The sequence below is a fragment of the Curtobacterium sp. MCBA15_013 genome (assembly GCF_001865095.1).
Classification (GTDB): domain Bacteria; phylum Actinomycetota; class Actinomycetes; order Actinomycetales; family Microbacteriaceae; genus Curtobacterium.
Map to the genome: position 1 here is coordinate 241978 of NZ_MJGQ01000015.1, position 12390 is coordinate 254367.

General features: G+C 72.0%; 11 protein-coding genes. 4 read left to right on the forward strand and 7 right to left on the reverse strand.

What is annotated here, in order from left to right:
- Positions 1–162: 162 nt before the first annotated feature.
- Both BIV01_RS10630 and BIV01_RS10635 read right to left on the reverse strand, forming a co-directional pair.
- Positions 163–837, reverse strand: coding sequence for a GntR family transcriptional regulator (locus BIV01_RS10630; RefSeq protein ID WP_071296032.1), 675 nt, complete (start codon positions 835–837; stop codon positions 163–165).
- 149 nt (positions 838–986) lie between these two features.
- Positions 987–2444 carry an MFS transporter gene (locus BIV01_RS10635; RefSeq protein ID WP_368073351.1) on the reverse strand — a complete coding sequence of 486 codons (1458 nt, stop codon included), beginning with the start codon at positions 2442–2444 and terminating at the stop codon, positions 987–989.
- A 212-nt stretch (positions 2445–2656) separates the two neighbouring features.
- Here BIV01_RS10635 and BIV01_RS10640 point away from each other — a divergent pair, with 212 nt between their 5' ends.
- Both BIV01_RS10640 and BIV01_RS10645 read left to right on the forward strand, forming a co-directional pair.
- Positions 2657–4042: an AAA family ATPase gene (locus BIV01_RS10640; RefSeq protein ID WP_070418142.1), complete on the forward strand. Its 1386-nt coding sequence runs from the start codon at positions 2657–2659 to the stop codon at positions 4040–4042.
- Complete coding sequence (locus tag BIV01_RS10645) at positions 4035–6047, forward strand: vWA domain-containing protein (protein ID WP_139199297.1); 2013 nt, start codon at positions 4035–4037, stop codon at positions 6045–6047. The genes BIV01_RS10640 and BIV01_RS10645 overlap by 8 nt, the downstream gene beginning before the upstream one ends.
- Before the next feature lie 352 nt (positions 6048–6399).
- On the opposite strand, the gene BIV01_RS10650 is transcribed toward BIV01_RS10645, so the two are convergent.
- Genes BIV01_RS10650 through BIV01_RS10670 form a run of 5 tightly spaced genes read right to left on the reverse strand, consistent with a single transcriptional unit; the run spans position 6400 to position 10287 of the window.
- Positions 6400–7173: an SCO1664 family protein gene (locus BIV01_RS10650; protein WP_070418141.1), complete on the reverse strand. Its 774-nt coding sequence runs from the start codon at positions 7171–7173 to the stop codon at positions 6400–6402.
- Positions 7170–7697: a DUF3090 domain-containing protein gene (locus BIV01_RS10655; protein WP_070418140.1), complete on the reverse strand. Its 528-nt coding sequence runs from the start codon at positions 7695–7697 to the stop codon at positions 7170–7172. Before BIV01_RS10655 ends, BIV01_RS10650 begins: the two co-directional genes overlap by 4 nt.
- Before the next feature lie 34 nt (positions 7698–7731).
- Positions 7732–8454, reverse strand: coding sequence for a histidine phosphatase family protein (locus BIV01_RS10660; RefSeq protein ID WP_071302797.1), 723 nt, complete (start codon positions 8452–8454; stop codon positions 7732–7734).
- Between the two features lie 10 nt (positions 8455–8464).
- The gene (locus BIV01_RS10665) at positions 8465–9190 is read right to left on the reverse strand and encodes an ABC transporter ATP-binding protein (protein ID WP_071302798.1); all 726 of its coding nucleotides are present in this window, start codon (positions 9188–9190) and stop codon (positions 8465–8467) included.
- On the reverse strand, positions 9187–10287 hold the full coding sequence (locus tag BIV01_RS10670; protein WP_071302896.1) for an FtsX-like permease family protein: 1101 nt from the start codon (positions 10285–10287) through the stop codon (positions 9187–9189). The genes BIV01_RS10665 and BIV01_RS10670 overlap by 4 nt, the downstream gene beginning before the upstream one ends.
- Before the next feature lie 201 nt (positions 10288–10488).
- On the opposite strand from BIV01_RS10670, the gene BIV01_RS10675 reads away from it, so the two are divergent.
- The gene (locus tag BIV01_RS10675; protein WP_071302799.1) at positions 10489–11658 is read left to right on the forward strand and encodes a sensor histidine kinase; all 1170 of its coding nucleotides are present in this window, start codon (positions 10489–10491) and stop codon (positions 11656–11658) included.
- Entirely contained in the window at positions 11655–12275 is a 621-nt protein-coding gene (locus tag BIV01_RS10680) for a response regulator (protein ID WP_071302800.1), read from the forward strand. The genes BIV01_RS10675 and BIV01_RS10680 overlap by 4 nt, the downstream gene beginning before the upstream one ends.
- Positions 12276–12390 lie beyond the last annotated feature (115 nt).

The following is a 12390-nucleotide window of genomic DNA, read 5'->3' on the forward strand; positions in this document are numbered from 1 at the left end:
CTCGAGCGGACGAGCACGCGGGCAGTGCCCTCCCTGTCGGGCACCGTGGGGTCCCGCGCTGGCCCGGTCGGTCCCGGTGCCGCGGGGACGGCAACCGGACCACCCTGCCATGCGCCCGCCTGTCGATTCAGTGCGAGCGGCCCCGGAATCCGCGGTGAGTGCTCAGGCGGCCGCCCGGAACCGTTCGGGCAGGCCGATCAGGGCATCGGCGAGCTCGACCAGCGCCACCGCGCACTCGTCGAGCGCGTCCCGCTCGGCCGCGGTGGTCGCGCGTTCGGCGATCTTCCGGCGTTCCCGACGAGCGACCACGGCGTCGATCCCGTTCGCCAGCGCCACGTCGTCCGTGAAGAACGCGTCGAGCACGGCACGCTGGGACAGGAGCCAGTCGGCGCTGACGGCCGCACCGCTCCGGCGGAGCCACCACGAACCGAGCTCGACGAAGACCCCGCCCTCGGTCACGCACTCGCGGAGCCAGGCGACGTCGAAGCGATCCGCGCACCGCACCGCGCCCGCCGAGGGCTCGGTGATCATCGTCCGCGCGATCCGGATCCGCTCGATCATGTGGTCGACGGTCCAGTGCGCGACGACCACCCCGACGTACCGCTGCACCGAGACGAGCCGCAGGTTCTCGAGCGGCACGAGCGCTTCGCGCACCGGGGTCCGGGACACCCGCATGTCCGCCGCGATCGTGTCGAGCCGGATCCGCTGGCCACGGCGGTAGACCCCGCGCAGCACGTTGTCGAGCAGCCGGGCGAAGACCGCGTCCCGCAGCAGACTGCGTCGGATGCCGTGCGGATCGTCGTCGTCGCGACCCGGTCGGTGCTGTGCTCGCTCCATGCCGCCAGGATCACGCACGGCCCACGCCGCCGGCTTCGCGAGTGGTCGGCCCGTGGACCGTGCAGGACACTGTCGTGCTGTGGAGGACTGCCATGCGAGGACGATGACAGACCCCGGAGCGCGGCGCTAAACACTCCGCATACGGAATACTACTTCCGCGCCGCGTCCGCTTCCTTGGTCAGGACGGACAGGGGCTGCGTGACGTCCTCGAGCCCCTTCCGGGCCGCGTCGACGCCGAAGATCAGCGCCACGACACCGCCCGCGATCATCACCGCGGACCCGAGCAGGTACCCCCAGAACAACGGCTCGCGGGACGACCCGTCGCCGATGAGCGCCCCGTAGATGAGCGGCGCGACGGCACCGAAGATCTGCGCCAGCGCGAAGAAGTACGAGATCGCCTGCGACCGGAGCTCGAGCGGGAAGATCTCGCTCACGGTCAGGTAGGCGCTGGACGCACCCGCCGAGGCGAAGAAGAACGAGATGCACCAGAAGACGACCTGCACGCCGGCGCTGATCGCGTCCGCCTGGAACAGGAACGCCGAGGTGGCGAGCACGAGCCCGGACACCAGGTACGTCGAGAAGATCATCTGCCGACGACCCCAGGTGTCGAAGAACCGACCGAGGATGATCGGTCCGAGCAGGTTGCCGATCGCGAACGGGAAGAAGTACACGCTCGTCTCGGCGGTCTTCAGGCCGAAGAAGTTCGTGAGCACCAGTGCGTAGGTGAAGAAGATCGCGTTGTAGAGGAACGCCTGCGTGATCATCATCGTCGCGCCGACCAGGGTCCGGGTCGGGTACTGCCGGAACAGCACCTTCACGATCGTCCGGAACTTCACGTTCTCCGTCGGCGTGACGGTCATCGCCTTGGACTCGTCGACCTCCGGCAGCCGGTGTCCGGTGGACTTCTCGACCGACTCCTCGATCTGCGTGACCGTCGCCTCGGCTTCCTCTTCGCGTCCGTGCGTCATGAGCCACCGCGGACTCTCCGGGATGTGCCGCCGCAGGAAGATGATCGCGATGCCGAGCACCGGGCCGAGGAAGAAGCCGATGCGCCAGCCGATGTTCTCGGCGAAGTTGGCCGTGTCGAGCAGGTAGATGTTCGCGAACGCGCCGAGTGCCGCGCCGCCCCAGTAGGTGCCGTTGATCGCGATGTCGACGTGCCCGCGGTACTTCGCGGGGATGAGCTCGTCGATCGCCGAGTTGATCGCGGCGTACTCGCCGCCGATGCCGAGCCCGGCGACGAACCGGAAGGCCGCGAGGAACCAGAAGTCCTGCGCGAGCCCCGCGATGCCGGAGCCGATCAGGTAGATGGCCAGCGTGAGGATGAAGAGCTTCCGACGACCCAGCCGGTCGGACATCCGACCGAAGACGATCGCGCCGACGACCTGCCCGACGAGGTAGATGGTGCCGAGCGAGGTCACCTGCTGCGTCGACAGGTCCAGGTCGGCCTGGAACCCGGCGTTCGACACGATCTGGATCTCGAGGCCGTCGAGGACCCACGAGACGCCGAGTCCCACCACGACACTCCAGTGGAACCGTGTCCACGGCAGTCTGTCCATCCTGGCGGGGACCAGGCTCTTGATCGCCCCGTTCGTCGTGCTGCTCACGAGAGGGGAACGTACGCCCAGATCGACGAGATGGTTCAGATCCGGAAACGAACGGGTTCCGGGCTCGGAGCCGGATCCCCCTAATCGAATCCGGCTCCGATGCCGGAACACCAATCATTGCAATTGCTATGAAAACTCACAAGCAGGTGGCCTGGAGGCGCGGTGCCAGCCCGCACCGCGCCTCCAGGCCCGAACGGCGTAACGTCGAAGAGGTGACCCGACCCGACATCCGAACGGTCGGCGAGCTCCGCACCTCTGGCCACCTCCAGAAGACGGTCCGCGCCGAGATCCGCGACAACCTGCTCAGCGCCCTCCGCGAGGGCCGCGACCCCTGGCCCGGCCTCCACGGCTTCGCCACCACCGTCGTCCCGCAGCTCGAACGCGCCCTGATCGCCGGGCACGACGTCGTCCTGCTCGGCGAACGCGGACAGGGCAAGACCCGACTCCTCCGCACCCTGCAGGGCCTGCTCGACGAGTGGACGCCGGTCATCACCGGCTCCGAACTCGGCGAGCACCCGTACGAACCGATCACGACGGCGAGCATCCGCCGGGCCGCGGACCTCGGCGACGCCCTGCCGATCAGCTGGCGGCACCGCGACGACCGCTACGTCGAGAAGCTCGCGACTCCGGACACGAGCGTCGCGGACCTCATCGGCGACGTCGACCCGATGAAGGTCGCCGAGGGCCGCAGCCTGGGTGACCCCGAGACGATCCACTTCGGCCTCGTCCCCCGGGGCCACCGCGGCATCGTCGCCATCAACGAGCTCCCCGACCTCGCCGAGCGCATCCAGGTCGCGATGCTCAACGTGATGGAGGAGCGCGACGTCCAGATCCGCGGCTACGTCCTGCGACTGCCGCTCGACGTGCTCGTGGTCGCCAGCGCGAACCCCGAGGACTACACGAACCGCGGTCGGATCATCACCCCGCTGAAGGACCGCTTCGGCGCCGAGATCCGCACCCACTACCCGATCGAACTCGAGGACGAGATCGCGGTGATCCGCCAGGAGGCGCGGCTCACCGCCGACGTGCCGGACGCGCTGGTCGAGATCCTCGCCCGGTTCACGCGTGCCCTGCGCGGATCGAGTGCGGTCGACCAGCGCAGCGGCGTCAGCGCCCGCTTCGCGATCGCCGGCGCCGAGACGATCTCCGCCGCCGCGGTGCACCGCGCTGCGCGGCAAGGCGAGGAGCACGCGGTCGCGCGGCCGATTGACCTCGAGACCGCGATCGACGTCCTCGGCGGGAAGATCGAGTTCGAGAACGGCGAGGAAGACCGCGCCGACGAGGTGCTCGAGCACCTGCTCCGGACCGCGACCGCCGAGACCGTCCGGGCGCGCTTCCGCGGGCTCGACTTCGCGGTCCTCGTCGAGGCGCTCGACGGGGGCACGATGGTGACCACGGGTGAGCAGGTCAGCGCCCGCGCCTTCCTCGAGGGCCTGCCGTCGATCGGCGAGTCCGACCTGTACGACCAGATCTGCGAACGGCTCGGAGCGACCGACGACGGCGAGCGTGCCGGCGCCATCGAACTCGCGCTCGAGGGGCTCTTCCTCGCCCGGCGGATCAGCAAGGAGTCCGGCGGGGGCGAAGCCGTCTATGGCTAGGGCGAACCGACGCCTGGCGCGGGACGCCCGCTACGGGAAGTACGAGGACGGCCCGGACCCGCTCGCTCCCCCGGTCGACCTGGCCGAGGCGCTCGACGCCATCGGCGAGGACGTCATGGGCGGCACCTCGCCCGAGCGCGCCATCCGGGAGTACCTGCGCCGCGGCGGTCAGGACCAGCGCGGCCTCGACGACCTGGCCCGCCGCGTGGCCGAGCGACGTCGCGAGCTGACGGCGAAGAACAACCTCGACGGCACCCTGCAGCAGGTCAAGCAGCTGCTCGACGAGGCCGTGCTCGCGGAACGCGGACAACTCGCCCGCGACACCGAGATCGACGACGGCGACCGAGCCCTCGCCGAGATGCAGCTCGACAGCCTGTCGCCGTCGCCCGCCACCGCGGTGCAGGAACTGAGCGGCTACGACTGGACGAGCCCGTCCGCGCGCCAGAAGTACGAGGAGATCAAGGACCTGCTCGGCCGCGAGGTCCTCGACCAGCGGTTCGCCGGCATGAAGCAGGCGCTCGAGGGCGCCACCGACCAGGACCGCGAGGACGTCGCCGCGATGATGCGCGACCTCAACACCCTGCTCCAGGACCACCGTGCGGGGACGGACACGCAGGAGCAGTTCGACGCGTTCATGGCCGAGCACGGGCAGTACTTCCCGTCGGACCCGCAGAACGTCGAGGAACTGCTCGACGACCTCGCTGCCCGGGCGGCCGCGGCGCAGCGCATGCGCAACTCGATGACCCAGGAGCAGCGCGACGAACTCGACGCCCTCGCCCAGCAGGCGTTCGGCTCCCCCGACCTGATGGGACAGCTCGCCCAGCTCGACGACACCCTCCGCTCGCTCCGGCCGGGCGAGGACTGGGGCGGCTCCGAGCGGATGGAGGGCGAGCAGGGCCTCGGGCTCGGCGACGGGACCGGGGTCTTCCAAGACATCGCCGACCTCGACGCCCTCGCCGACCAGATCGCGCAGGCCGGACCGGGCTCCGACCTCGACGACCTCGACCTCGACGCCCTCGGCCGCCAGCTCGGGAACGACGCCGTCGTCGACGCGAGGACCCTGCAGCAGCTCGAGAAGGCCCTGCGCAACTCCGGTGCGATGCGCCGCGGTGCCGACGGGCAGCTCCGGCTCACCCCGAAGGCGATGCGGCAGCTCGGGAAGAGCCTGCTCCGGGACGTCGCCGAGCGCATGTCCGGCCGCCAGGGCGCCCGAGACCTCCGCCGCTCCGGTGCGTCCGGCGAACCCTCCGGTGCGACCCGGCAGTGGCAGTACGGCGACACCGAGCCGTGGGACGTCACGCGGTCGATCACGAACGCGCTCACCCGCACCGCTGCCTCGGGACGGATGGGCCCCGGCGTCCGCCTGGAGATCGACGACGTCGAGGTGCAGGAGACCGAGGCGCGGACGCAGGCCTGTGTCGCCCTGCTCGTCGACACCTCGTTCTCGATGGCGATGGAGGACCGGTGGGTGCCGATGAAGCGCACCGCGCTCGCACTCCACACCCTCGTGTCCACACGGTTCCGCGGCGACGACCTGCAGCTCATCGCCTTCGGCCGCGAAGCCGAGGTGATGGAGATCGAGCAACTCGTCGGCCTCGACGCGATGTGGGACAAGGGCACCAACCTCCACCACGCCCTGCTGCTCGCGAACCGGCACTTCCGGAAGCACCCGACCGCCCAGCCCGTGCTGCTCATCGTCACCGACGGCGAGCCCACCTCGCACCTCGAACCGAACGGCCAGGTGTGGTTCGGGTACCCGCCGGACCCGATCACGATCGCGCTGTCCGTCCGGGAGCTCGAGAACGCCGGACGGCTCGGCGCGCAGACGACGTTCTTCCGGCTCGGCGACGACCCGGGGCTGGCGCGCTTCATCGACGCGATGGCGAAGCGGGTGGACGGCAAGGTCGTCGCGCCCGAGAACGACGACCTCGGCGTCGCGGTGGTCGGGTCGTACCTGGGATCGCGCCGCGGTGGAGCGCTCTTCCGGGACGACTGGACAATCTGACGGCAGGGTCTGTTCCTCCGGCGATCTCGGTCGTATGCTGACGCCACAGCTGCCCCAGACCCCGGCCGCGATCACCGCTCCACCTGACCGACCTCGTCGGTGAACCGACCACGTCGGTGAACTGATGCTGTCGGGACACCGACAGCATCGGTGAGGTGGTGATGACCGACCGATGGCACCTGATCCGTCCTCGGCCGGTCGACCCCCGTGGGGTCCCGGAGGGCAACGGCGCGCTCCGTCCGACCGCCACGGGCCACCGCGCCCCGGCAGGCGGGACGCGGTACGGGTCGGTGGGTTCCGCACCCGACGGAACCCGCCGACCCGATCTCCGCGCCGGCGGCCGAGCGGTCCGCTAGAAGAGCGGCCAGGGCACGGCGGGACCGTGTCCCGGTGGCGGCGGGAACAGCCCGACCGCCCGCAGCGCCGCGCACCGGGCGCGCAGGGTGTCGACCTCCGCCACCGTGAGGTGCTCGTCGAGTGCGGCACCGAGATCGCCGTGCAGCGCGTCGGTCACCCGGTCGATGCCCTCGAGCTCGTCCGCATCGAGCGGTTCGCCGATCCACCCCCACAGCACCGAGCGCAGCTTGTGCTCGACGTGGAAGGTCAGCCCGTGGTCGACACCGAAGCGGTGACCGTCCGGCATCGCGAGGACGTGACCGCCCTTGCGGTCGGCGTTGTTCACGACGACGTCGAACACCGCCATCCGCCGCAGTGCGGTCGTGTCCTCGTGCACGAGGGTCACCGGACGGTCCGCTTCGTCGATCGCCTCCAGCACCGGCCGCCAGCGGGGTGCTCCGTCGCCGGACAGCTCGGCCTCGGCGTCCTCGGTGGGGACGAGGTCGACCGCGTCCTGCTCGGGATCGACGTCCTGCCACCGCTGGACCATGCCGCGGCCGAACGGCCCCTCGCCCATCCACGTCGGGGGGACGACGTCCCAGCCGAACGCCTCGGACACGAGGTACGCCGCGACCTCTCGATCGGCGAGGGTGCCGTCCGGGAAGTCCCAGAGCGGTCGCTCCCCCTCGATCGGCTTGTAGACGACCGCCTCGCCGTCGAGGTCGGCGAGGAAGGTGGCGTTCGAGGCTTCCCGGATGCGTGCCCGGATGGACAGCGACCCGTCGCTCATGCGGCCCCTGGGGGACGGCCGGCGGCCACGATCTCCCGCGTGCGCTCGACGAACGCGCGGGCGGTGCCGACCGGGATCTTCACCTGGAACAGCTCGGCGGGCTCGGGGATCTCGACCACGGCCTCGATCTCCTCGCCGTCCTCGGTCGTCTCGGCGACGATCTCGAGCTCGTCGTCGATGGGGTACGCCTCGATCACCACCTGGGCGGTGGCGGGGTCGAACCCGAGGCTCAGGGCGCCGGCACGGAACTCGGCCTCGACCGGCTGGTCGAGCGGTTCACCGTCACGGAGTTCTGCGGGCGCGGACGGCGGGACGCTGAACCGGTTGTCCTCGACGGTCGCGACCTCGTCCAGGAGCTCGTCGATCTTGTCCGCGAGGACGGCTGACTGCTCCTTCTCGAGCGCGACGCTCGTGACACGGCGGCCGTCACGCGCCTGGATGTAGAAGGACCGCTCGCCCGGACGGCCGACGGTCCCGACGACGAGACGGTCCGGCCAGTCGAAGCCGTGCACGATGGTGGGCATACCCCGCATTGTAGGAGCGCCGGGCGACAGTCGTTCAGGCTCCGGCAGGAGCGGGACCGGTGGCGGGGTCGTCGTGGCCGGCGCCGCCCCCGACCGCGGCGTCCGCGCTCGGCGCCGGTGCGGCCGCGAGCCACGTCAGGTCACCCGACTCGGTGTTCGAGGCGACGACCTCAGGACGGTGCTCGCCGTAGCGCACGATGGACACCGACGCCGGTCCGACCGCGATTCGCTGGAACAGGTCGAGGTGCATGCCGAGGGCGTCGGCGAGCACGGACTTGATCACGTCGCCGTGGCTCACCGCGACCCACACGGCGCCCGGACCGTGGGCGGCCTCGACCTCGGCGTCGATCCGGCGGACGGCGGCGACGGCGCGCGACTGCATCCCCTGCATGGACTCCCCGCCGGGGAACACGACGGCGCTCGGGTTCGCCTGGACCGTCCGCCAGAGCGGCTCCTTCGCGAGGTCCGCGAGCTTCCGGCCCTGCCACTCGCCGTAGTCGCACTCCGTGATCGCCCGCTCGATGCGGGTCTCCGGCTCGCCGGGCTGGCGACCGAGCAGCGCGCGGGCGGTCTGCCGACACCGTTCGAGCGGGCTGGACACGACCGCGGCGAGCGGGACCGCGGCGAGTCGTCCGGCCGTCCGTGCGGCCTGTTCGCGGCCGACGGCGTCGAGCGCGACGCCCGCCGTCCGTCCGGCGAGGACGCCGGTCGCGTTCGCGGTGGTGCGTCCGTGCCGGACGAGGAGGACGGTCGCCATGTGCCCGATCCTAGGCCGCGATGCGCCCGTCGCCCGTCGCCGCGTCGGACACCACCCGTCCGTCGACGACGGTCACGAGCGAGTCGAGCGCGCCCCGGTGCACGAGGTCGTGCGTCACGAGCATCGTCGCGGTGCCGCGCTCGTGGGTCAGCTGCGCGATGAGCGACATGATCGCCGCGCCGCGCTCCTGGTCGAGTGCGCTCGTGGGTTCGTCGACGAGCAGGACCTCCGGCTCGTGCACGAGGGCGCGGGCGATCGCGATCCGCTGCCGTTGCCCACCGGACAGCTGGGCCGGTCGCTTGTCGGCGTGCCCGGACAGCCCGACCGCGTCGATCAGGTCGTCGGCCCGATCGCGGACCGCCGCACTCCGCCGCCCGGCCCGCGCCCCGCCGAGGTGCGCCATGACGAGGAGCTGCTCGCGGGCGGTCAGCGACGGCAACAGGTTCGACTGCTGGAACACGATGCCGATGCGTTCCCGTCGGAGCGCGGTGGCCTCGTCCCGCGACAGCGCGGCGGCGTCGACCGCGTCGCCCCGCGCACCGGTGATGACCACGCGGCCGGAGTCCGGCCGGATGAGCGTCGCCGCGACGGCCAGGATCGAGGACTTGCCGGAGCCGGAGGGGCCGGTGATCCCGGTGACCTCGCCGGTGCGTGCCGTCAGCGAGACGTGGTCGACCGCGGTGACGCGGCGGTCGCCGTCGGGGAAGGTGAGGGTGACGTCGTCGAGGGTGATCATCGGTTGCTCCCGAGTGCGGTGAGGGGGTCGGCGGCGGTGACGGTCCGGAGGGCGACCGCGGCTCCGGCGAGCCCGAGGGCCGCCATCGCGATCGCCGGGACCAGCGTGGTGAGCGGGCTGAGCAGGAACGGCAGCGCACCGCCGGCGAGCGCCCCGAGTCCCACGACCGCGGCGGTCCCGACGCCGATGCCGACGACGAGCACGACGAGCGCCTGGCCGAGGGCGTCCCGGACGAGCGACCGGGTGCTCGCACCGAGTGCCTTCAGGACGGCGACGTCGCCCGCGCGCTGCATGGTCCACACCGTGAAGAAGGCGCCGACGACGAGGGCGGAGACGCCGAACAGCATCGCGATCATCAGGGCGAGCGAACCGACCTCCGACCGGAACGTCTCGAGGGCCGTGAGCGAGCCGAGGTGCGACGAGGCCGACGTGTGGGTCGCGGTGGCGACGGCGTCCCAGTCGGGCGACCCGCTCACCGCGAGGACGGTGGGGTCGCCGTCGCCGCCGAGCCGCCGATCGGCCGCGGACCAGGCGTCCGGGGTCATCGCGAGGACCGGCGTGTGGCTGTACCAGGCGTCGCCGCCGACGGAGGCGACCCGGTAGGTGGTGCCCGTGATCGTCACGTGGTCGCCGACGTCGACCCCGAGGTCGGCGGCCGCGCCGGCGGACAGGCCGACCTGGTCGTCCCGCGTCGGTGCGAGCGAGGCGACCGAGCCACGCGCGTCGGCCGAGCCGCCGTGGTCGGCGGCCAGCCCGAACAGGGCGACCCCGACCGCCGACCCGTCGTCGTGACCCGACGTCGCCCGCCCCTGGACGATCCCGACCGGGACCACCTGGTCGACGCCGGCCGCCGTCTGCCAGCCGACCCGCGCCTCCTGGCCGATGGTCGACTCGCCGAAGGACGGCTGCCCGTCGGACGGTTGCTGCAGGACCAGTCGGTCACCCGGCAGGTCGAGCACGGCCGAGACGTTCTGGGCGGCGAGCCCGCCGGTGAGGCCTGCGAGGAACCCCACGAGCAGGGTGATGAGCGCGACGACGGAGCCGATGAGCACGAAGCGTCCGCGAGCGAACCGGAGGTCGCGCCAGGCGACGAACACGATGGTCCCTTCCCGGGTCACGGACCCTCCGCGACCACGACGGTCACGGACCCTCCGCGACCACGTCGGTCACGGACCCTCCGCGACCACGCGTCCAGCCTCGCCGCGCCGGTCCCAGCGGACATCGTCGACCGGACTGGTCCCCCGATCGAACTTTCGGTTGATCCGGTCCCGCACCTGGCTCCGTACGCTGGGACCGTCATGGCGCACAGCACGCTCACCCCGGTCTTCGTCGGTCTCCGGACCGGCCTGCACGTGCTGTCCGCCGCGCTCCTGGCCCTCGTCGTCATCCGTGTGCTGGTGAGCGACGGCCCGCGGCCCTGGGTGCCCCTCGGGCTGAGCGTCGTCTTCGCCGGCGTCTACCTGCTCGGCGCCGTTGCCGCCCGCACCCCCGAGCGCCGTCGTGCGATCGCCGGCGGGGTCTGGCTCGTCGCGCTGAGCCTCGTCTGGATCGCCCTGCTCGTGCTCGTGCCCGAGGCCGCGTACCTCGTCTTCCCGCTGTTCTTCCTGTACCTGCACGTCCTCCCCCGCGTGGTCGGTCCGGTCGCCGTGGTGGTCGCCACCCTCGTCGCGGTCGTCGCGCTCGGTCTGCACGGCGGGTTCACGGTCGGCGGGGTCGTCGGCCCGCTCGTCGGCGCCGGTGTGGCGTTGCTCATCGGGCTCGGGTACCGCGCCCTCGCGCGCGAGGCCACGGAGCGCGAGGCGCTCGTCGCCGAACTCATCGCGACCCGTGACCGCCTGGCCGCCACCGAGCGCGAACAGGGCGTCCTCGCCGAGCGGGCTCGCCTCGCCCGCGAGATCCACGACACCGTCGCGCAGGGCCTGTCGAGCATCCAGATGCTCCTGCACGCCGCGGAACGCGCGGACGGCGAGCGCCCCGGGCTGGAGCACATCCGGCTCGCACGTGACACCGCGGCGGACGGACTCGCCGACACCCGGCGGTTCATCCGTGAGCTCACGCCGCCGTCGCTCGACCAGGGACTCCCGGCGGCGCTCGGGCGGCTCGCCGAGCAGCAGTGGTCCGGCGACGGCCTGACCGTGACCGTCGACGTGCCCGACGTGGTGCTGCCGATGGACGTCCAGACGGCGCTGCTGCGCATCGCCCAGGGCGCGGTCGCGAACGTGGTGCAGCACGCGCACGCCACGCACGTCGCGCTGTCACTCGCGGTCGACGGCCAGGAGGCGCGACTGACGGTCTCGGACGACGGCGTCGGTTTCGACCCGGTCACCGCCCTGTCGCGAGCGGTCGCGTCCGACTCGTTCGGCCTGCGCGCGGCCCGGGACCGCGTCGGCCAGTTCGGCGGACGGCTGGAGATCGACTCGGCACCCGGACGCGGCACCACCCTCGTCGCCGTCCTGGAGGTGCCGTGATCCGGATCCTGATCGCCGACGACCACCCGGTCGTGCGGGCCGGCCTGCGCGCGCTGCTCGACGCGGAGGACGACCTCGAGGTCGTCGGCGAGGCGGCGACGCCGGGGACCGCGGTCGAGCTCGCCGTCGACCTCTCGCCGGAACTCGTCCTGATGGACCTGCAGTTCGGCCAGGACACCTCCGGTGCCGAAGCCACCCGGCGGATCCGTGCGCTCGACGCCGCGCCGTACGTCCTCGTGCTCACGAACTACGACTCCGACGGCGACATCCTCGGCGCGGTGGAGGCCGGCGCGAGCGGGTACCTCCTCAAGGACGCGCCGCCGCACGACCTGATCGCGGCCGTCCGGGCGGCGGCGTCCGGCCAGAGCGCGCTCGCGCCCGCGATCGCCGGCCGGCTGATGGCCCGGATGCGGACCCCGCAGGTGTCGCTCTCGGCGCGGGAGATCGAGGTCCTCGAGCTCGTCGCCGCCGGCGCTGCGAACGGCGAGGTCGCGGCGCGGCTCCACATCAGCGAGGCGACGGTCAAGTCCCACCTCGTACACGTGTTCTCGAAGCTCGGGGTCGCCTCGCGGACGGCTGCGGTGTCCACGGCGCGCTCGCTCGGGATGCTGCGCTGACCTCGCACCGGCGGTCTGCGCCGTTCCCTTGACTCGACCACGGTGGGACGTTCTGATGGACCCATGATCGAGCGCCACCGCGCGGCACTCTTCGCCACGTCGACGATGACCGGGT

Coding starts and splice junctions, on each gene's coding strand:
- BIV01_RS10630 (WP_071296032.1), bottom strand. CDS start 837: ATGGAGCGAGCACAGCACCGACCGGGTCGCGACGACGACGATCCGCAC.
- BIV01_RS10675 (WP_071302799.1), top strand. CDS start 10,489: ATGGCGCACAGCACGCTCACCCCGGTCTTCGTCGGTCTCCGGACCGGC.
- BIV01_RS10660 (WP_071302797.1), bottom strand. CDS start 8,454: ATGGCGACCGTCCTCCTCGTCCGGCACGGACGCACCACCGCGAACGCG.
- BIV01_RS10665 (WP_071302798.1), bottom strand. CDS start 9,190: ATGATCACCCTCGACGACGTCACCCTCACCTTCCCCGACGGCGACCGC.
- BIV01_RS10645 (WP_139199297.1), top strand. CDS start 4,035: ATGGCTAGGGCGAACCGACGCCTGGCGCGGGACGCCCGCTACGGGAAG.
- BIV01_RS10650 (WP_070418141.1), bottom strand. CDS start 7,173: ATGAGCGACGGGTCGCTGTCCATCCGGGCACGCATCCGGGAAGCCTCG.
- BIV01_RS10655 (WP_070418140.1), bottom strand. CDS start 7,697: ATGCCCACCATCGTGCACGGCTTCGACTGGCCGGACCGTCTCGTCGTC.